Origin of the sequence: Bacillus sp. LJBS17 (genome assembly GCF_019334685.1) — a bacterium.
Taxonomy (GTDB): Bacteria; Bacillota; Bacilli; order Bacillales; family Bacillaceae; genus Bacillus; species Bacillus subtilis.
In genome coordinates, this window is record NZ_CP079759.1 from 4,113,564 (window position 1) to 4,133,060 (window position 19,497).

18 protein-coding genes, 4 tRNA genes and 1 pseudogene are annotated in these 19,497 nt (G+C 45.1%); 3 read left to right on the forward strand and 20 right to left on the reverse strand.

Annotated features, from left to right (window positions below):
- Positions 1-7 precede the first annotated feature (7 nt).
- The 3 genes from KXZ66_RS21205 to KXZ66_RS21215 all read right to left on the reverse strand — a co-directional run bounded on the left by KXZ66_RS21205 (position 8) and on the right by KXZ66_RS21215 (position 2,529).
- Positions 8-1,171: a hypothetical protein gene (locus KXZ66_RS21205; protein WP_219144741.1), complete on the reverse strand. Its 1,164-nt coding sequence runs from the start codon at positions 1,169-1,171 to the stop codon at positions 8-10.
- Between the two features lie 9 nt (positions 1,172-1,180).
- Positions 1,181-1,918: a YiiX/YebB-like N1pC/P60 family cysteine hydrolase gene (locus tag KXZ66_RS21210; RefSeq protein ID WP_101502631.1), complete on the reverse strand. Its 738-nt coding sequence runs from the start codon at positions 1,916-1,918 to the stop codon at positions 1,181-1,183.
- Between the two features lie 140 nt (positions 1,919-2,058).
- Positions 2,059-2,529, reverse strand: coding sequence for a GNAT family N-acetyltransferase (locus tag KXZ66_RS21215; RefSeq protein WP_219144742.1), 471 nt, complete (start codon positions 2,527-2,529; stop codon positions 2,059-2,061).
- Between the two features lie 110 nt (positions 2,530-2,639).
- Here KXZ66_RS21215 and rapG point away from each other — a divergent pair, with 110 nt between their 5' ends.
- Positions 2,640-3,737, forward strand: coding sequence for a response regulator aspartate phosphatase RapG (rapG, locus tag KXZ66_RS21220; protein WP_017695778.1), 1,098 nt, complete (start codon positions 2,640-2,642; stop codon positions 3,735-3,737).
- A complete protein-coding gene (locus KXZ66_RS21225; RefSeq protein WP_003226961.1) occupies positions 3,738-3,854 on the forward strand; it encodes a Phr family secreted Rap phosphatase inhibitor in 117 nt (38 codons plus the stop codon).
- 33 nt (positions 3,855-3,887) lie between these two features.
- Here the strand turns inward: KXZ66_RS21225 and rocF are convergent, their stop codons facing one another.
- From rocF to rocD, 3 genes are all read right to left on the reverse strand, one after another.
- Positions 3,888-4,778, reverse strand: a complete 891-nt coding sequence (gene rocF / locus KXZ66_RS21230; RefSeq protein ID WP_003226959.1) for an arginase — start codon at positions 4,776-4,778, stop codon at positions 3,888-3,890.
- Positions 4,779-4,850: 72 nt separating this feature from the next.
- Positions 4,851-6,254, reverse strand: coding sequence for an amino acid permease (locus tag KXZ66_RS21235; RefSeq protein ID WP_133954122.1), 1,404 nt, complete (start codon positions 6,252-6,254; stop codon positions 4,851-4,853).
- A 222-nt stretch (positions 6,255-6,476) separates the two neighbouring features.
- The gene (gene rocD, locus KXZ66_RS21240) at positions 6,477-7,682 is read right to left on the reverse strand and encodes an ornithine aminotransferase (RefSeq protein WP_219144743.1); all 1,206 of its coding nucleotides are present in this window, start codon (positions 7,680-7,682) and stop codon (positions 6,477-6,479) included.
- A gap of 240 nt (positions 7,683-7,922) precedes the next feature.
- Here rocD and rocR point away from each other — a divergent pair, with 240 nt between their 5' ends.
- The gene (gene rocR, locus KXZ66_RS21245; RefSeq protein WP_219144744.1) at positions 7,923-9,308 is read left to right on the forward strand and encodes an arginine utilization regulatory protein RocR; all 1,386 of its coding nucleotides are present in this window, start codon (positions 7,923-7,925) and stop codon (positions 9,306-9,308) included.
- On the opposite strand, the pseudogene KXZ66_RS21250 reads toward rocR, so the two are convergent.
- The 14 genes and pseudogenes from KXZ66_RS21250 to KXZ66_RS21315 all read right to left on the reverse strand — a co-directional run.
- Positions 9,290-9,445: pseudogene (locus KXZ66_RS21250) on the reverse strand (ATP-binding protein); the annotation flags it as partial. The gene rocR and the pseudogene KXZ66_RS21250 overlap by 19 nt on opposite strands.
- A gap of 15 nt (positions 9,446-9,460) precedes the next feature.
- The gene (locus tag KXZ66_RS21255; RefSeq protein WP_003242634.1) at positions 9,461-9,589 is read right to left on the reverse strand and encodes a hypothetical protein; all 129 of its coding nucleotides are present in this window, start codon (positions 9,587-9,589) and stop codon (positions 9,461-9,463) included.
- A gap of 19 nt (positions 9,590-9,608) precedes the next feature.
- Positions 9,609-10,811 (reverse strand): serine protease HtrC, encoded by a 1,203-nt coding sequence (htrC, locus tag KXZ66_RS21260; RefSeq protein WP_021481077.1) that lies wholly within the window; start codon positions 10,809-10,811, stop codon positions 9,609-9,611.
- An 81-nt stretch (positions 10,812-10,892) separates the two neighbouring features.
- On the reverse strand, positions 10,893-11,687 hold the full coding sequence (locus tag KXZ66_RS21265; RefSeq protein ID WP_003226939.1) for an MBL fold metallo-hydrolase: 795 nt from the start codon (positions 11,685-11,687) through the stop codon (positions 10,893-10,895).
- A 21-nt stretch (positions 11,688-11,708) separates the two neighbouring features.
- The gene (gene walI, locus KXZ66_RS21270) at positions 11,709-12,551 is read right to left on the reverse strand and encodes a WalRK two-component regulatory system regulator WalI (protein WP_003244037.1); all 843 of its coding nucleotides are present in this window, start codon (positions 12,549-12,551) and stop codon (positions 11,709-11,711) included.
- Positions 12,538-13,905: a WalRK two-component regulatory system regulator WalH gene (gene walH / locus KXZ66_RS21275; protein WP_072175742.1), complete on the reverse strand. Its 1,368-nt coding sequence runs from the start codon at positions 13,903-13,905 to the stop codon at positions 12,538-12,540. The genes walI and walH overlap by 14 nt, the downstream gene beginning before the upstream one ends.
- Entirely contained in the window at positions 13,895-15,730 is a 1,836-nt protein-coding gene (gene walK / locus KXZ66_RS21280; protein ID WP_009968432.1) for a cell wall metabolism sensor histidine kinase WalK, read from the reverse strand. The genes walH and walK overlap by 11 nt, the downstream gene beginning before the upstream one ends.
- A 7-nt stretch (positions 15,731-15,737) precedes the next feature.
- Positions 15,738-16,445 (reverse strand): cell wall metabolism DNA-binding response regulator WalR, encoded by a 708-nt coding sequence (gene walR / locus KXZ66_RS21285; RefSeq protein WP_003244363.1) that lies wholly within the window; start codon positions 16,443-16,445, stop codon positions 15,738-15,740.
- 383 nt (positions 16,446-16,828) lie between these two features.
- A tRNA-Phe gene (locus tag KXZ66_RS21290) sits at positions 16,829-16,901 on the reverse strand.
- A 35-nt stretch (positions 16,902-16,936) separates the two neighbouring features.
- Positions 16,937-17,013, reverse strand: a tRNA-Asp gene (locus KXZ66_RS21295).
- Positions 17,014-17,094: 81 nt separating this feature from the next.
- Positions 17,095-17,166: transfer RNA gene (locus KXZ66_RS21300), tRNA-Glu, on the reverse strand.
- 9 nt (positions 17,167-17,175) lie between these two features.
- Positions 17,176-17,251 (reverse strand) — tRNA-Lys (locus KXZ66_RS21305).
- A 224-nt stretch (positions 17,252-17,475) separates the two neighbouring features.
- Entirely contained in the window at positions 17,476-18,768 is a 1,293-nt protein-coding gene (gene purA / locus KXZ66_RS21310; protein WP_003226929.1) for an adenylosuccinate synthase, read from the reverse strand.
- Positions 18,769-18,973: 205 nt separating this feature from the next.
- Positions 18,974-19,393, reverse strand: a complete 420-nt coding sequence (locus KXZ66_RS21315) for a VOC family protein (RefSeq protein WP_070548306.1) — start codon at positions 19,391-19,393, stop codon at positions 18,974-18,976.
- Positions 19,394-19,497 lie beyond the last annotated feature (104 nt).

The window sequence follows — 19,497 nt, forward strand, 5'->3', positions numbered from 1 at the left end:
CCTTGCCTTAAAACCTCTTCATCACCTCAACATCATACAGCTTCAAATGACTCTTCGGCGTCACGACATCCTTTACCTTCCCAATCTCTTTTTCTTTCATTTTCTTTCCGGTTTTCAGGCTGTACTGTTCAATGTAGGCAGGCTTGTGATACGTGTATGTGAAGAAATAGAGGCTGCTGCCTTTTTGGGTGATTTCTTTGAAATCGGCTTTCATTTTGTCCGGGGAAAAGGTGAAGACGATGCTTGTTTTTCCTGTCTTGGCATCGATTTTGTGTACCTTTCCGAAGCCGTCAATGAAATACAGGTTCCCGTCATAAGGGAAAAAGCTGTTTTTAAAGCTGAAGGGCATGGAGCTGTATATCGTTTGTTCGTCGTTTTTGTATTCGGCGATATCGTGCAGCTCTACTTTGCCGCTTTTTTTGTTGATCTTGACCATTTGATAGAGATTGTGGGCTTTTTGGCCGCGAACCATAACATACACAGCTTGGTCGTCCACGGCAAGCTGGGATTCGACTGAGGCTCCTTCCCGGTACTGCCATTCCGTTATGCTGAGATAGGTAAGCTTCTTCTGATCTGCTTGAATCTGAAGGAGCTGATAGCCTTTTTCGTCAGCTGTCGGGACGAGTGCGTAAATGGCGCCATCATGGAAACCGGAGGCTCGGATGTAGTAGGGGATGACGTCTTTTTTCCACTCTCCGTCCATTTGGCGGTACAGCTCTGAGCGGTATCCTTCTTTCTTTTTGTCGTAGCCGGAGTTGTATAAGGTGTAAAAGCCGTCCGTGTTTTGCAGAAAGCCTGCGCTGTCCCCTGTGTGCTGATAGGTTCTTTTATGAGATCTCAGGCCGTCTTTAATCGTATAGATCGTGTTTTTGTCCTCCAGCATCACGCTGTCACCGTGAACCTTGGCTGAGCCCAGCTCAAGGCCCTTCATCTTAAAGGAAGACAGCGTCCCGTCCTGGCTGATAAACAGGGCGTAGCTTTTCCCGCCGCCAAATGCATCTTGATCTGCAGAGGATGAAAAATACAGCAGGACTTCTTTGTCATCCAGGAAATCGGGGTTTCTGAGATCCTGCTGACTTACGGTTTTATGGCTTTTGAGAGGAGAAATGAAGACAAATAGTGCGATTCCTGCGAGAATCAGCATGGCGATGGTAATCATCCACTTTTTCATATCCTTCTCCTAGTAAATGGTCATGATGGTTGTCGTATACGAAGAACTTGTGATGTCGCGCGGATACACGCCTAAGCCTCCGTTGCTGTCTATATCAATGCCTGCTTTCAGCAAAAAGGCAGACCATAGGAGCTTTGAACAGTTTTTGGCGCCGTCATGGCCGGTATTTCTGTTATTGACGAAGTTAAATGAGTATGGGTCGCCGACTTTTGATACCGCCCAGTCGGCAGCAGCTGTTTTTTGAGATGAGGATACGCTGACGGTTTGCACAATGGAGTTGTCTTCCACGTCTCTGGCATTATACGCGATCTGCCTAACGCCGTCGCTCGGGACAGATTCAACAATTTTGTCAGCAGCGGAGTACATGCCGACGTGGCCGTGATTGTAGTAGGCTGTGTAGGAGTTCGTGTAATAGATATTGCCTTTCGCGCTTGTCGGGAGTTTTTTCGTGCCGGACGACCCGCCCATGATAGACATGCCGCTTTCCTTGGCGAGCCGGTCTCCTTCTGCTTTATCAGCCGTGATTTCCTTATAGAACTGTTTTAGGATAACGTCCTGCTTTACGTGCTGCTGTTTGGCAATCTGGCTGGCAGATTTCATGATTTCTTCCGGTGTCGTGCCTGGCTGCAGTGCGGCGATTTCTTCAGCATAATTTGTGGTCTTTACGGCTTTGGCGGGAGAAACAAATAGGCCGCCGCATATTGTAAGCGCTACCAAAAACATCGACACTCGTTTCTTCAACTTCATTACATCTCCTCTTTTCTTGTGAGTGTAGGAAAGGTAATTTCCTCACCCACATTATATTAGGAAAATAAGGAAAGTAACTAGGTTATTTACAGAATTTTTAGATATCATTTACAGAAAAAGGCCTTTATCGGCCCTTTTCGTTAAAGCTTCTTGCTCATCACTACGTCTGTTTCTTGAAATCCGGTTTGCTCATATAGCTTTCGCGCCGTCTGATTATGGGCAAAGACATGAAGGGACAGCTTGCGGATTCCCATACTGCGTGCTGCTTGATCTAATGCCGCCAATGCTTGCTTTGCGTAGCCCTTTCCCCGATACGGATCATATAACCCAAAATCATAAATAAACGCTTCCTGCTGCGGATGTTCCGGTTCAGCATGTATCCAGAGCCAGCCAACGATATCCTTTTCATTCAGCTTGAGGCTCCACAAATGGTGATGGGGTGTTTCCAGCCCTCTCGGAAGCAGATCAGTAAACGCCTGCTTAGACAAAAGCTGTGCATCTTCAGGCAGCCATGTTCCCGCTTTTACCTTTTCTTCCGCGTAATGCTTTGTTGTGTACGTGAGATAAGACCGAAATTCTTCTGTCTGCATTGGGCTCAGCATAATTGTCATATCATCTCTCCTTCATATATTGACTAGAGGATTTTACATAAAATAGAAAGAGGTGTTACTATCAGAATAAGCAACTGAGATTGATAAGTCACTAGAGAAAGGAGTTTCACATGAATAAAATCGCACCCGCAGAAATCGCTAGCATGCTCAACGATTGGTACCTTGCCATCAAGAAACATGAAGTTGAAGAATCCTCCCGTTTATTTGAAGAAGTGAAGCCTTTATTGGATGACATGGAAGAGGATCAGGAGGTGCTTGCCTACTTCTCCTTATTGGAACTGCGCCACAAGGTTTTGCTTCACGAGGCGAGAGGACAGGGCTTTCAGCATGAGGAGCCTTCTCATATGAATGCTACGTCTGACATGCTGAAATATTACTTTTTTCTGTTTGAAGGCATGTATGAGGCCTATAAAAATAATTATGACATTGCCATTGGGCTGTATAAAGATGCAGAGCAGTATCTCGACAACATTCCCGATCCGATTGAAAAAGCCGAATTTCACCTGAAGGTCGGAAAGCTCTATTATAAGCTTGGACAAAATATTGTATCCCTCAATCATACACGGCAAGCAGTCAAAACATTCAGAGAAGAGACAGATTATAAAAAGAAGCTGGCTTCAGCGCTGATTACCATGTCAGGCAATTTTACAGAGATGAGCCAGTTTGAAGAAGCTGAGGCTTATTTGGACGAAGCAATTCGGATCACGAGTGAATTAGAGGATCATTTTTTTGAAGCCCAGCTTTTGCATAACTTCGGCCTTCTTCATGCGCAAAGCGGCAAATCAGAAGAAGCGGTTTCGAAATTAGAGGAGGCTCTACGGAACGATGAGTATGCCCGCTCCGCCTATTATTATCATTCTGCCTACTTGCTGATACGAGAGCTGTTTAAGATCAAAAAGAAAGAACAGGCCTTATCTTATTACCAAGACGTGAAGGAAAAATTGACTGCTGAGCCGAATAGAATATGTGAGGCAAAAATAGACATTTTATATGCCATTTATGCAGAAGGGGGTCATGCGGAAACGTTTCACTTATGCAAACAACATATGGATGACTTGTTGTCCGAGAAAGAGTATGACAGTGTAAGAGAACTTTCCATTTTGGCTGGCGAACGGTATAGGGAACTTGAGCTTTACAAAGAAGCTGCCCACTTTTTTTATGAAGCATTACAGATTGAAGAACTGATTAAACGAACGGAGGTTATATAAATGAAAAGATTTCTGATTGGCGCAGGCGTCGCAGCGGTGATTTTATCAGGTTGGTTTATTGCAGACCATCAAACCCATTCACAGGAAATGAAAGTCGCTGAGAAAATGATTGGATAAATAAAAACCCCCGCGGGTGCGGGGGTTTTCTTATTACAGCAGCTTCTTCCCTAGCAGGGATTCTACGAGCTCTACTGCTGTTTTACCTGTTTTGTTTTTGTGATCAAGGATCGGGTTAACCTCAACGAATTCGGCTGAGGTAATGATGCCTGCGTCATACAGCATTTCCATAGCCAGATGGCTCTCCCGGTAGCTGATGCCGCCGACGACAGGGGTTCCGACACCCGGTGCGTCGTTCGGATCAAGTCCGTCCAGATCAAGGCTCAGATGGACGCCATCACATGCTGATAAATAATCAAGGGTTTCTTCAATGACCTTTGTCATGCCAAGACGGTCGATTTCGTGCATTGTGTACACCTTCATGCCGCTTTCCTTAATGTACTTGCGCTCCCCTTCATCAAGTGACCGGGCGCCAATGATAACGACGTTTTCCGGTTTGATTTTAGGCGCGTAGCCTTCAAGGTTAACCAGTGACTCGTGGCCAATGCCGAGGCTGACCGCGAGCGGCATGCCGTGAATATTGCCCGATGGTGAAGTTTCAAGTGTATTCAAATCGCCGTGCGCGTCATACCAGATGACGCCGAGATTATCGTAATGCTTCGCTGTGCCTGCAAGCGTGCCGATCGCAATACTGTGGTCACCGCCCAGGACAAGCGGGAATTTTTTCTCTTCAATGACTTTGTTGACCTTTTGCGCGAGTTTTTCATTTCCCGCCAAAACGGAATTCAGGTTTTTCAGTTCCTCGTCATTTTTGATTTTTTCGCGATTGATCGGAATGTCACCGAGATCTTCAACCGTATACCCCATGTCTGACAGCCTCTCGATCAGATGAGCGTACCGGATGGCACTCGGGCCCATATCCACTCCGCGTCGTGCTTGTCCTAAATCCATTGGCATTCCAATAACCGAAATCGTTTTATCCATCTGTGATTCCACCTCAACATTTAAGATAATGTCCTATGCGGGTTATAACAAAGATGACTTGCGGACAACGTTTTAAAGCTCTAGCTGACGATTCGCCTGCTGGCGTTTTTTAATGACGACATGATAAATGATGTAGCAAATGATCATAAACGGTACGCCGCAATACAGCGCGATACGCTGCTCCGGATCAAATGCAAGACTGATGAGCACGACCGTATTTAACGTTAGGCCGATCAGCGGAAGCACCGGGTACAGCGGTGTTTTAAATTTCAAATCTTCTATCTTCCCGCCCTCACGGATATATTTGCGTCTGAACATGATTTGGGAAAGCGAAATTGTAATCCAGCCGACCTGCGCGCTCATGCCCGCCAAAGATAACAGTACCATATATACAGTTTCAGCCTGCGCAAACTTTGTCAGAAGGGATAGGCAGGCCACAGCCATCGTTACGATTAACGAGTACATCGGCACACCGCGCTGATTTGTTTTGCCGAGCGCTTTGAAGGCTTGTCCTTCATTCGCCATCGCATACAGAATACGTGTCGATGCGTATAAACCTGAATTCGCAACAGATAACAGCGCGATTAAAATAACAAAGTTCATGATATCAGCTGCATATGGGATTCCGATTTGCTCAAATACGGCAACAAATGGACTTTCCACGACACCCGCCTGTTTCCACGGAATCATGCCGGCAATGACAATGATGGAAAGCACAAAGAAGACAAGCGTTCTCCATACTGTCTGTTTGATTGACCGTGGAATCGTTTTTTCAGGGTCTTCACTTTCTCCGGCTGCAACCCCGATCAGCTCAGTCCCCTGAAACGCAAAGTTCACGGTAATCATCGTAATCAGCATTGCCTTTATGCCGTTCGGAAATAACCCGTCTTCATAAAAATGTGTCAAAAACGGCGCATGCTCTCCACCCTTCAGATCAATCAGGCCAAACATGGCAGCTCCGCCGAGAATAATAAATAAAAGGATAATCAAAATTTTAATACCTGAGAACCAGAATTCAGATTCCGCAAAGGCTTTTGTGGTGATCGCATTTAAAATAAACATCAGTGCCGCAAAGACCAGACACCAGATCCACACGTCTATATGCGGAAACCAGCGTTGCATCAGCTGCCCCGCTGATAAAAATTCAATGGCGCATGTAACCGCCCAGCCGAGCCAGTACAGCCAGCCGAACGCAAACCCGAAGGCCGGGCTGATAAATTTCGTGGCATAGGTCTGGAAGGACCCCGACACAGGAAAGGCGACTGCCAGCTCTCCTAAGCAGAGCATGGTCAAAAACATGATAAAGCCGCCCACTAAATAGGACAGAACCGCGCCGAGCGGTCCCGCTTGGTTAATGGTAAACCCGGTTCCAAGGAAGAAACCGGTTCCGATCACTCCGCCCAATGAAATCATGAACAAATGGCGTGATTTCATTGTCCGCTGGAGCTGATTTCCGTTATCTTGGTTTGTATTCACATTCTGCACCCCTTCAGCAACTTGTATTGGATCTAAGCTGGAACATCTGCATGGTGCTATCCCAGTTTGCTGTCCAAAGAGTCTCTATCTATTTAATATAAAATTCACTTCTTCTCATAAAGATACATTATACTAAAATACTGTAGCTGAGCAAATAGGGAGTGCTGATTTTTCTGTTGTAAATTTATACAAACGAAGTGAATATCCCGCCATGGTGCGGATTTATGCGTTTTGCAGCACGTGCTTAATTTTCTCTATCGCCCAATCCAAATCCTCTTTCGAAATGATTAATGGCGGTGCAAAACGAATGACTGTATCATGCGTTTCCTTGCATAAAAGTCCCTCTTCCTTCAAACGCTCACAATACGGACGTGCCGCTTCCGTCAATTCCACACCGATAAACAGCCCTCTGCCGCGGACTTCTTTAATAACCGGGTTGTCAATGCTCTCAAGCTCGCTTTTAAAGTATTCGCCAAGCTCAAGAGAACGATCCGCCAGCTTTTCATCCTCCAGCACTTTTAATGAAGCGATAGACACTGCACATGCAAGCGGGTTTCCGCCAAATGTTGAGCCGTGTGAGCCAGGGTTAAACACGCCTAGGATCTCGCGGTCCGCCGCAATGCATGAGATCGGGAACACACCGCCGCCAAGCGCTTTGCCCAAAATATACATATCAGGGACAATGCCGTCCCAGTCACAGGCAAACGTCTTGCCTGTACGTCCGAGACCCGTTTGAATTTCATCCGCAATAAACAAGACATTCTCTTCCTTACAAATCGCCGCCGCTTCCTGTAAAAATCCTTCAGGCGGAATCACAATGCCCGCTTCGCCTTGAATCGGTTCAAACAAGAATGCCGCTGTATTCGGCGTAATGGCCTGTCGAAGCGCTTCCACATCGCCGTAAGGAATGAGTTTGATTCCCGGAAGCATCGGGCCGAATCCTCGTTTATATTCCTCTTCAGAAGAGAGAGATACCGCCAGCATCGTGCGGCCGTGGAAGTTCCCGACACATGCGATAATTTCCGCTTGATTGTCAGCTACGCCCTTCACTTCATACGCCCAGCGTCTCGCCGCTTTCACCGCGGATTCAACCGCTTCGGCTCCTGTATTCATCGGCAGAATCATCTCTTTGCCTGTCAGTTTAGCTGTTTTTTCGTAAAACGGCCCAAGCTGATCGTTATGAAACGCGCGTGACGTGAGGGTGATTTTATCAGCCTGATCCTTTAATGCCTGAATGATTTTCGGGTGTCTGTGCCCCTGGTTTACCGCAGAGTAAGCACTCAGCATATCCATATATTCATTGCCTTCCGGGTCCTTTACCCAAGCACCCAGCGCTTCAGAAATAACAATCGGGAGCGGATGATAATTGTTGGCTCCATAATGAGACGTCTGATCAATAATTTCTTTGGATTTAGATAAAGCTGACATATTTGAATTCCCCCTTGTTTTCTGTTTCAACATGTTATCCTGCTTTCCCTTTATATAAATGCAAGTTCTGTGCCAAATCAAGAATTCGTGTGTTTTCTACAATTTTCGAGGACAAGGTGCAAAAACATTCTGATATTTCGAGCAAAAATTCCAGCAAGTGCAAAATTCTTTTGCATATCCTCTCCATTTTTTTATAAAATAGAAGCAATATTAAGAAAATAATTGGGGGAGGTTCATACAGTGGTCAAAGACAGCGAATTCCTCACATTGGTTTTTCAGAGCATTTTAGATGAAATCGATGTTGGCCTGCACGTGGTAGACGAGCATGGAAACACAATCGTTTATAACAATAAAATGATGCAGATTGAAGATATGGAGAAGCATGACGTCCTGAATAAAAACCTGATGGATGTGTTTATGTTTTCAAAGCAGCAGGACAGCACACTGGTACAGGCTCTTCAGGAAGGCAAGACGATTAAAAACGTCAAACAGAGCTATTTCAATAATAAAGGCCAGGAAATTACGACGATCAATCATACATATCCCATTGTCCAAGACGGCAAAATCAGGGGCGCCGTTGAAATTGCCAAGGATGTGACAAAGCTGGAACGGCTGATCAGGGAGAATATGAACAAAAAAGGCAGCACAACCTATACGTTTGACAGTATTCTCGGCACCAGTCCGGCCATTCAAGACGTCATCGAAAACGCCAAGCGGGCAACCCGTACGTCATCATCTGTCCTTCTCGCAGGCGAAACCGGCACAGGAAAAGAACTGTTCGCGCAAAGTATCCATAATGGAAGCGATCGTTCTGGCGGCCCGTTTATTTCGCAAAACTGTGCGGCACTGCCAGACAGCCTTGTGGAAAGCATTTTGTTTGGGACGAAAAAAGGCGCGTTTACCGGCGCTGTCGACCAGCCCGGCCTGTTTGAACAAGCCCACGGCGGGACGCTGCTGTTAGATGAAATCAACTCGCTGAATCTCAGCCTTCAGGCAAAGCTGCTACGCGCCCTTCAAGAACGGAAAATCAGGCGCATCGGGTCAACAAAGGATACACCGATTGACGTACGTATTATTGCCACGATGAATGAAGATCCAATTGACGCGATTGCCGGCGAACGAATGCGGAAGGACTTGTATTACAGGCTGAGTGTCGTGACGCTGATCATCCCACCGCTTCGGGAACGAAAAGAAGACATTTTGCTTCTCGCATCGGAATTCATCCAGAAAAACAACCATCTGTTCCAAATGAATGTTGAACACATTAGCGAAGACGTGAAGCAATTTTTCCTTTCTTATGACTGGCCGGGAAATATTCGCGAGCTTGAGCATATGATTGAAGGCGCCATGAATTTCATGACGGACGAGAAAACGATTACGGCTTCCCATCTGCCCTATCAATATCGCATGAAAATCAAGCCGGCTGACATCCCAGAGCCTGAAACACCAAGACACCAGCCGGCCGCGGACTTAAAAGAAAAAATGGAAAGCTTCGAAAAATATGTGATAGAGAACGTGTTAAGAAAACACAGCCATAACATCTCGAAAGCTGCTCAGGAGCTTGGCATCAGCAGACAAAGCCTCCAATATCGGCTGAAGAAATTTTCTCACTCGTCTAACGAATAATCCGGGGCAGGAAGCCTGATCAGAAAAACAGTGCCTCTGCCGATTTCACTTTTCACTTCAATCGTCCCATTGTGGCTAACGATAATCGATTTGGCAAGGCCTAATCCCGAACCTCCATATTTTCGGGAGAATGCTGAAAATGAAGGTATTTGCTAACTGCCATTTGCTGTTTCACGTGTAACATCCATCTTGTATTTTTCTTCATATTCGATATATCCTTTTTCAACTGAACGGGCGTGACCCCTGTTCAGTTTTTTTTGCATATCAAAACAGCCTGGCAACGATGCCAGACTGCTTTTATTAACTGCCTAATTGGTCTGCGGAGGACAGCTTGATATCAACAGATTTTTCTTTTCCGCCGCGATAAAACTTCACCTTCACCCGGTCACCGACTTTTTTCTGATAAAGCCGTTTTCGCAGGTCAACAATATCATTTACTTTGTATCCGTCAAATTCCGTGATGACATCCAGTTCCTTCAGCCCCGCTTTTCCGGCAGGTGAAAAGGCGTCTACACCCATCACAACCGCTCCATTGGTGACGTTCTTAGGAAGCTTTAATGTTTCATCCCAATGATAGCTTGCGATGTCACTTAGCGATTTCATCTCAATGCCAAGGAACGGGCGTTTGACCTTTCCGTATCTCTCTAAATCCTCTATCACAGGGATCACGAGCTTAGAGGGAATCGACAGGCCAATCCCTTCAACCGCCGACTCGGCAATTTTCATTGAATTGATGCCAATGACCTTCCCATCCATATTTAACAAAGCACCGCCGCTGTTCCCAGGGTTAATGGCCGCATCTGTTTGCAGGACTTCTGCGTTCCAGTCAGGCTGTCCATCACCGTTTGAATCCACTGGAATCGCCCTCTCCGTACCTGAGATGACGCCTTGTGTGACAGAGCCTGCAAACTCAAGGCCTAACGGGTTCCCGATCGCAATAACCGGCTCCCCAGACTTCACTTTATCTGAATTTCCGAAATCGGCGACTGCTTTAATCTTATCGCTTTTCACCCGTAAAACGGCAAGGTCCATCAGCTGGTCGCTGCCGACAAGATCAGCTGATACACGTGAGCCGTCTTTCAAGCTGATTTCAATTTGGGAAGCGCCTTCGATGACATGATGGTTGGTCACGACATAAGCGGAATGGTCATTTTTCTTATAGATGACGCCAGAGCCGCTCCCAGCCTCGCCGCTCTCTCCCCAAATATCTGATTTTTGGATGTTCACAACACCGACAACGGCGGGCGACACATTGCTGACAATCTTGGTGACGGCATTGTTGACACTGACATTTACCGTCCTGATTGATTCCCGGCCATTGTTGTTTTGCTGCTGATCTAAGGCGCCTGTATCCAGCCCTTCATTTGAAAGGTACGGCATGATAAACGCCATTAATACGGCACCGACAATCACGCCAATCAGACTCGAAAGAAAATATCCTTTTTTGCTTCTCTTTGGCTGTTCAGGAGTAGTATGTTCTTCCTCACGTTCGTAATCCACCATATTCCATCCTTTCCAAGAACGTTAATATGGTTATATTGTGGGTTAGAAGCTCCTAGAATAGTCATGATTTACATAGAAAAATTATACAGCGCAAAGCGGAGTGGCCTTCTTCGGATCGGTGTCGTATAAGTCAAATGTCTCACCCGTCACAAATCCTTTAGAAGCCAATGTCTGCTGTACAGACATTCTTGCCAGCTCCTTCATGTTGTTGTCCTGGCTCAAATGCGCCAGGTAAATACGAGACGTCTCATCGCCAATGACATCCGTCATCGCCAAGGCAGCATCTTCATTTGACACGTGCCCGACGTCACTTAAAATCCGCCGCTTAATGCTCCATGGGTATCTCCCCATTTGCAGCATACCGACATCGTGATTGCTTTCAAACACAAACACATTCGCTGAACGGATAATGCCTTTCATCCGGTCGCTGACATATCCCGTATCTGTCATTAATGCGAGCTTTCGGCCGTTATAATGGAATACATAAAACATCGGTTCCGCCGCATCGTGGGAGACGCCAAACGATTCAACATCAAGTCCGCCAAACGACTTCACTGTCTCCATCGGAAATACAAACTTTTGATCGGTGTCAATTTTGCCGATTTGATTCTCCATCGCTTTCCAAGTCTTCTCATTCGCATAGATCGGAAGCTTGTACTTTCTGGCGACGACACCAAGGCCCTTAATATGGTCACTATGCTCATGCGTCACAAAAATGCCGTCTACATCATCCAGCTTACGCCCGATCTGCGCCATCAGCCCATCCATGGCTTTTCCGCTCAAACCGGCGTCCACTAAAAATGCGTGATCCTCTGTTTCGAGGTAAAACGCATTTCCCGTACTCCCGCTCGCAAGTACGCTAAATTGCAAGCTCATGTTTGTCTCACTCCATTATTTTCATTGATCTGTATCTAAAATCGTACTCTCCAAAGCATTCACAGTAAAATACTCTTGTACTGTCTTTTTCTCACCGTTCACTTTTTTCTCGTACTCGACCGTAATTCTCCATACCGGCGCCAGCACCTGCGTACTTGTCAGCGGATATTGTGCTACATAGCCGAATTTACAGCTCTTCACAGTGCTGTATTCTTTTAATTGATTTTGATAGTACAATAGCTCAACCGCATCCATTTCAGTAATTAAGCTTTCTTTCTGGATTTGCTTGAAGGTCTCAAGCGTAGTCTGGTCGTATGACACAACCTCGTTTTTACCGTTTAAGTGCAGCACCACTTGCCCGATCATATTAGAGGGATTGTCGGTCTTTTGGTAAATATAATGACCTTCGTACGTTTGGAAGAAAATAATTTCTTTCTTCGATTTATCAACCTTCCAAAGCTTATATTTTTCGCCATCTTGAATTTTCGAAGAAACAAGTGCCTGAGCATCGTCCTCGATATCCTTCTTTGATAGTGCGATTGGATTTGCAAACTTCATTTTCAGGCTCGTTACTTTATGATCATCACTAGGCATGTCCATCAAAGGCTTTTGATCCTTCAGCGCCTCAATTTCCTCCTTGGAGAAAGACTTTTGATTTGCCGTGATCCGATAACCTTCTGTCGCTTCCTTATTCAAACCTTCATACGTGATATGATCGGCCTTCATGTCATGCTCGACATCATTTTTAATGACTTCATATTCTTTGCCGGTAGCCTGCCATTTTTGAAAAAACTGATAGCCTAAGAAAATATCTAAAATGAGGAAGGCAACGATGAAGATTGATTTTGTCTTATTCCACTCCACTGTTAGCCCCCTCCTTCCTCAATAAATCCTTTGTAATCGGCACAATTTTTCCATTTACTTTCATCGCCCAAACCGGTTCCAGTTCAACGAGAGGATCGTCGTTGGTTGATGTTGATACCAATTGATAAGCAAGGAAGATCTGATCAATTTTGTCCGTATCATAAGCGGTTTGTTTCGAAAGCAGCATCCTCACTTCGCTGCCGCTCATGAGCTCTGTTTCACTTGTTTTAATCGGATTCGTTCCGAGACTGTAATTCGGCCGCTTATAGCTGAGAATATCATCATTCGCCCATTGCACCGAAATCGCCGATGTCGCCCCGAAAGGTTTGGCGGTGCTGTTAATGACCGGGATCTGATCCATAAAGATATAGAAGCTCAACTGCTGGCTGTCATTGATATTGAAAAATTGATAGTGATCCGTCCAGCTTCCGGTATCCTCAAGGTATTTTTGGCTCTTTTTGATTAATTCACCTGTTTGATAGGATGTGCTCTGCACCAAATTGCGCTGCTGGAATTGCACCTGTCTCTGGCTTAGATTCACATCTAACCGGCTGATCCCATCTGTCAGCACATTTCTGTTGTTGTAATTCGAATCTTCTCTTACAATGCTCGGATCACTAAACAAAGCCTGCTTAAAGGTATTTGTTTTAATCGATTCTGTGACAAATTCTTTTTTGTCCATCGTAAGCGGTTTGTTCGGCAGCAAGAACTCTTTCTTTGAGCCAATGGAGAACAAACTGAACGCCGGCATATTTGATTGCCTGTTTTTCAAGTCGTTCATAATGTTCCGGTAGTTTGCTGATTCAACCGTCACTTCAAGAATGAGCTGCTTGCTGTATGACACCAAATAGATTTTCTTGTTCGCTTTTGTTTCATTGAACGGGATCAGAATATGGTCAAACGAACTGTATTCAAACGACTGATTAGACCATTTAAACAACGTTTGGAAAATATCAATCGGAATCGTATCGCTGAATTGCAAGTCAAGCTTGGCTTCAGAACCGCCTATTCCATAAAACCAGCTTTTGAATCCAGCCTTGTCATACTGATCCGAAATATCTTTAATTCCTTTCACATCCCAATGCGGCAAGTCAGACCAAATTTCTTCATAGAGGGCATTGTCATCCACTTTGTAATGAGCGCCGTCATCATGGATAAACATGTCCCTTGGCCTTACCGTTTCAGACAGCTTTTGGGTGGTTTTTTCGATTTTATGTTTCACACGAACAGTAGACTCTGTTGAGGATGAGCCTTCAGAAAAGTTTGGCTGGAACGTCCATATCCCCCATGTAAAAACAAGACTGATGACGACGAGTACCGTAAGTAATATCGTTTTTATATTTTCACGCTTCATCCCAATCATCCTCTTGTTCCTCTTTATATGGAAGAGTAAATGTAATCGTCGTGCCTTTTCCTTCTATGCTGTCCGCCCAAATATCTCCACCGTGCGCCTGTACCATTTCCTTGGCAATCGCCAATCCCAGACCGGTGCCGCCAAGCTTTCTCGTTCTCGCTTTATCCACCCTATAGAAGCGGTCAAAGACTTTTTCGACATCTTTTTTCGGAATGCCGATCCCTTCATCCTTCACGCTGATATAGAGAAGTTCTTCCTCTTCATTGACATCAATCGAGAACGTGACATGTCCGCCTTCCGGTGAATATTTTAAAGCGTTAGAAATAATATTATCGAGCACCTGCGTTATTTTATCCTGGTCAATCTCGACGTACAGATCTCTGTCCGGCAGATTGCGGATAAACTCCACATGCTGCTCTTTTGTCATTTCAAAACGGTCAATAATAAGCGACATAAACCGGACAATCTGAATCCATTCCCGGTTAAATTGATAATCTTTACTGTCAAATTTCGACAGCTGAAGCAGATCATTGACAAGCCGGATCATACGCTCTGTTTCATTTTGCGTCACCATTAAGAAGCGCGGAGCAATGTCTTTATTTTCCCACGCGCCTTCAGCTAACGCTTCTAAATAGCTGCGCATTGTCGTAAGCGGCGTCCGCAGCTCATGTGATACATTCGCAACGAATTCTCTGCGTTCCTGATCCATTTTCTCTTGTTCGGTTACATCGTAAATGACAGCGATTAAACCATCAATTTTGCCGTGTTCCCTTTGAATCACAGAGAAATTCACGCGAAGCACCGTTAATTCATCATCGCGCTCTATTTCAAGCAGCATAGAATCCTGCTGCTCCACTAAATCTTCAAAAGTATAATTCTCTTGAAGCCCCAGCAAACTCGTAATCGGCATTTCTAAGGCTGTTTCACGTGAAACGTTCAACAGCTCCAGCGCCGGGCTGTTTAAGAGAATAATCGCTCCGTTTCGGTTTGTGGCGATTACGCCGTCTGTCATATAGGCAATGACAGAGGCTAGCTTTCTGCGTTCTCCTTCAGTCATCGCCTGGGCATCTTCAAGCTCTCTTGTTAAGTGGTTAAACGTTGTGGCCAGCTGCCCAATTTCATCATGCCCGTACTTTTTAACCTTCCTCGAGAAATTCCCTTTCGCAAGCTCCATCGCCTGCTTTCGCATATCTGAAAGCGGGTGGGTAATGGTTCTTGCCAGAAAAATACCGAGAAGAGCCGTCAAAACAAGTGCCAAACCTGTGCCGGACGCCAGTATCGTGTTGATCGTCTTCATTTGATTAAAGACATCTTCCATACTCGCGACAACATAGATCGCGCCGACAACCTCTTGATTTTCAGTCATGACGGGCTTCGCGGAAATAAGAACTCTGATTTTGCTTTTCGGGTCATAATATTTTCTTAAATACGACTGTTTGGTAGAGAAAATTCTTTTGAAAATCAGATCGGTCGTTTGTTTCCCAGCCACTTCCTCACCGTACGGCTTTGAAGAACCGACCACTTCATAGCTTTTATCTACAAAGCTAATTTCCCGAACCTCATCACTTTTCGTGAAGTCATTCAAAATACGGCTGACGTCATCCTTTATGACGGTGCTGTCGTTATCGCTCTTATATTCTTGTTCGATATAATAAGAAAGGTTGTCGATTCGCTGATTCAGCGATTGTTCATAAGAGCTGATCAGCGACTTCTCTACCTGATTGACAAAATACACACCAATGATTTGCATGGCAATGATAATCAAAAGCACATAAATCAAGGTAATCTTAAATTGGATCGACCGAAAAAAACCAACCTTATTCATATGGGCATTAGTCCTGTTCTGGGTTTCTCAAGTAATAACCTACACCGCGGCGTGTGACGATCCAATTTGGATGGCTCGGGTTGTCCTCGATTTTTTCACGAAGCCGACGGACTGTTACGTCAACCGTTCTGACATCGCCGAAGTAATCATAGCCCCAAACGGTTTGAAGCAAATGTTCACGGGTCATCACTTGTCCGATATGTTTTGCTAAATAATGAAGCAATTCGAACTCACGATGAGTCAATTCGATTGTTTCGTCTCGTTTTGATACAACGTACGCGTCAGGGAAGATGACGAGAGAGCCGATATGAATCTCGTTAGAGGAAGGCTCTTCCTCCGCAGGCGCTGTCGTCAGCTGGCGACGCAGGTTCGCTTTTACACGCGCCAAGAGCTCGCGTGTGCTGAATGGTTTTGTGACATAGTCATCAGCACCGATTTCAAGCCCGATAACCTTGTCAATTTCTGAATCCTTAGCCGTCAGCATAATGATTGGCATATCGTATTTCTTTCTGACTTCACGGCATACTTCAACGCCGTCTTTATTCGGAAGCATAATATCTAAAAGAATTAAATCAGGCTGAAGCTCTTCTACCATTTCAACGGCTTCGTTTCCGTCGTGGGCACAGTGCACTTCATAGCCTTCTTTTCTTAAGTTAAATTCCAATATATCTGCAATCGGTTTTTCATCATCTACTACAAGGATCTTTTTATCCATCATTTTGATTTTCCTCCTGCCGAATGACTTCATTTCATCTATATAACATTCGTTTCATCACTTATGGCCCATGTAAAGAATGGGTCCTTGTCTATTATAACGGTTTAAGGTCAAAAGATAAAAAAAATAAAGGTTTAGAAAAAAAACACATGTTTCACCTTTATCGCCAGTTGTTTATCTATTGTCATGCTGGTCAACTTTTTTTAAAAAAGATAACTTTATTGAAACCTCCCCTCACCGGAGTGCGTCTTTATCAATGACGTCTTCTTCTTTGAACCGGCCGCAGGGCCGGTTCTCCCTTTTTCTTCTATTATAACACTCCTCATGTTTGCCTTTTTCCTAAAAGAAAAAACGCACCTACGATTGCAGATGCGTTTGGTAAGTGGCTCGGGACGGAATCGAACCGCCGACACACGGATTTTCAGTCCGTTGCTCTACCAACTGAGCTACCGAGCCAAATAATTTATTTTTCTCTACTAAGTAAAGTAAAATGGCGGTCCGGACGGGACTCGAACCCGCGACCTCCTGCGTGACAGGCAGGCATTCTAACCAACTGAACTACCGGACCTTACAGTAATTGCCCGGAGAGCTGTCGTGTCAGCTCTCACAGACAAATAAGGAATTTAGCAATAACGCTAAAGTAAATCAATGACCCGTACGGGATTCGAACCCGTGTTACCGCCGTGAAAGGGCGGTGTCTTAACCGCTTGACCAACGGGCCTTCACGAAATGGTGAGCCATGAAGGACTCGAACCTTCGACCCTCTGATTAAAAGTCAGATGCTCTACCAACTGAGCTAATGGCTCTTAAAGATGTCGGAATTTCTATAGAGCAAACGACTTAAATCTAGTTCTCATCTTGTACTCTATTGAAGCAGTTTCCGTAACAACGAGATTTATAATATCACGAACAAATAGAAGTGGCAATAACTTTTTTGGTTTTTTTTCATATTTTTTTCTCAGACCAACTTATATGCGGCTTTCAAACAAAAAACAAGCCCCTTAAATAGGGGCTTGCAGACATATTCTATTTAGTTCGCACGGTACACACTGCGAAGGACATTTGTTTGTGAGCGGTCTGGACCGACAGAGAAAATAGAAAGCGGAATGCCTGTCAGCTGAGACACACGCTCAAGATAATGGCGCGCATTTTCCGGAAGCTCGCTCAAGCTCTTCGCACCTGTAATATCCTCAGTCCAGCCCGGCATTTCTTCATATACCGGCTCACATTCAGCAAGTGCCTTAAGACTTGCTGGGAATTCTTCAATGATTTCGCCTTTGTAGCGGTACGCCACACAGATTTTCAACGTTTCAATTCCTGTTAGGACGTCAATTGAGTTCAGAGAAAGATCTGTAATTCCGCTCACACGGCGGGCGTGGCGGACAACAACGCTGTCAAACCAGCCGACACGGCGCGGGCGGCCTGTTGTTGTTCCATATTCACGTCCGACTTCACGGATTTGATCGCCGATTTCATCTTTCAGCTCAGTCGGGAAAGGACCGTCGCCGACACGAGTCGTATATGCTTTTGATACACCGACAACGTGCTTGATTTTGGTCGGGCCGACACCAGAACCGATCGTGACACCGCCGGCAACCGGGTTAGATGACGTAACAAACGGGTATGTTCCTTGGTCGATATCGAGCATAACCCCTTGTGCGCCTTCAAATAATACACGGCGCCCTTCATCAAGAGCATCGTTCAAGACAACAGATGTATCGCAAACATATTTTTTAATCTGCTGGCCGTACTCATAATATTCGTCTAAGATATCCTCAAGTTTAAACCCTTCTGTCTCGTACATTTTCTCGAGAAGACGGTTTTTTTCTTCAAGATTGCGCTCAAGCTTTTCCGCAAACGCGTCACGGTCTAACAGATCCGCGATGCGAATTCCGATTCGGGCTGCTTTATCCATGTAAGCAGGGCCGATTCCTTTTTTCGTTGTGCCGATCTTGTTAGCCCCTTTACGCTCTTCTTCCACTTCATCCAATTTCAAATGATACGGCAGAATGACGTGAGCTCTGTTGCTGATTCTCAGGTTATCTGTACTCACGTTGCGCTCATGAAGATACGCAAGCTCTGTGACTAATGCTTTCGGATCTACAACCATTCCGTTTCCGATTACACACGTTTTATCCTTATAGAAAATTCCAGACGGGATTAAGTGAAGCTTATATGTGATTCCGTCAAACTTGATTGTATGCCCTGCGTTATTTCCGCCTTGATAACGGGCGATCACTTCTGCATTTTCTGATAGGAAATCTGTAATTTTACCTTTTCCTTCATCGCCCCATTGCGTACCTACTACAACTACTGAAGACATGTCCGTGCACCTCCGTTAACCTTTCAAAACGATTCTATTCAAACAAATCAAGTTTATCAGTGAAGAAACAGAAAGTCAATTGTAAATCCGAACATTAAATTATTGTAAATCTATATTCGTTCGCTTCCATTCGTTTTATAAGCGTTTTCTCACGGTTTTGTCATAAAAAGCTTGCGAAACTTTCATCCTTTAGCATAAGAAAGAATCACTTGCCTGATATCCCTTTTGAATTCATAAAAACGACCCGCCAGCCGTCCGGGTCCTCTATCGTCACGCCCCCATTGCTCCAGTACGGGTTCTCTGATTCGACCTCTTGATAGCCCATGTGCTTTAGCTTTGAAGTGATCGCTGCCAGTTCAACTGCATTCGGCACATAAAAAACAAGAAGGCTGTCGGGATGGGGAACGGGGGCAGTGCTTCCCCCTTCATACTGGGTGAATTCCAAATGATAATCGGCATGAGGAAGGCCGAACATGACACCGTCATACCCGTTATGCTGTGAAAATTCTCCTATTCGTTTCAAACACAGTCCCTCTTCGTAAAAACGAATAATCTCATCAAGCTGGCCCGTAGGACGCGCAATTCGGATTTGTGCTGCGTGAAAAGACGAAAAACGCTTTCCCATATTGTTACCATCTCCTTTTTGCACCATTTTATTAAAACGCTTTCAAATTTTCATCCGCTGAGCGAACGTCATTTCTTCCATCTTTCGAATGAAAAAAACCCCAA

What these genes read in the sequence shown, in the direction of transcription:
- rocF (WP_003226959.1), bottom strand. Translation starts at nt 4,778, where the DNA reads ATGGATAAAACGATTTCGGTTATTGGAATGCCAATGGATTTAGGACAA.
- walK (WP_009968432.1), bottom strand. Translation starts at nt 15,730, where the DNA reads ATGAATAAGGTTGGTTTTTTTCGGTCGATCCAATTTAAGATTACCTTG.
- KXZ66_RS21210 (WP_101502631.1), bottom strand. Translation starts at nt 1,918, where the DNA reads ATGAAGTTGAAGAAACGAGTGTCGATGTTTTTGGTAGCGCTTACAATA.
- walR (WP_003244363.1), bottom strand. Translation starts at nt 16,445, where the DNA reads ATGGATAAAAAGATCCTTGTAGTAGATGATGAAAAACCGATTGCAGAT.
- purA (WP_003226929.1), bottom strand. Translation starts at nt 18,768, where the DNA reads ATGTCTTCAGTAGTTGTAGTAGGTACGCAATGGGGCGATGAAGGAAAA.
- rapG (WP_017695778.1), top strand. Translation starts at nt 2,640, where the DNA reads ATGAATAAAATCGCACCCGCAGAAATCGCTAGCATGCTCAACGATTGG.
- KXZ66_RS21205 (WP_219144741.1), bottom strand. Translation starts at nt 1,171, where the DNA reads ATGAAAAAGTGGATGATTACCATCGCCATGCTGATTCTCGCAGGAATC.
- rocD (WP_219144743.1), bottom strand. Translation starts at nt 7,682, where the DNA reads ATGTCAGCTTTATCTAAATCCAAAGAAATTATTGATCAGACGTCTCAT.
- KXZ66_RS21225 (WP_003226961.1), top strand. Translation starts at nt 3,738, where the DNA reads ATGAAAAGATTTCTGATTGGCGCAGGCGTCGCAGCGGTGATTTTATCA.
- KXZ66_RS21315 (WP_070548306.1), bottom strand. Translation starts at nt 19,393, where the DNA reads ATGGGAAAGCGTTTTTCGTCTTTTCACGCAGCACAAATCCGAATTGCG.
- KXZ66_RS21215 (WP_219144742.1), bottom strand. Translation starts at nt 2,529, where the DNA reads ATGACAATTATGCTGAGCCCAATGCAGACAGAAGAATTTCGGTCTTAT.
- htrC (WP_021481077.1), bottom strand. Translation starts at nt 10,811, where the DNA reads ATGGTGGATTACGAACGTGAGGAAGAACATACTACTCCTGAACAGCCA.
- walH (WP_072175742.1), bottom strand. Translation starts at nt 13,905, where the DNA reads ATGAAGCGTGAAAATATAAAAACGATATTACTTACGGTACTCGTCGTC.
- KXZ66_RS21265 (WP_003226939.1), bottom strand. Translation starts at nt 11,687, where the DNA reads ATGAGCTTGCAATTTAGCGTACTTGCGAGCGGGAGTACGGGAAATGCG.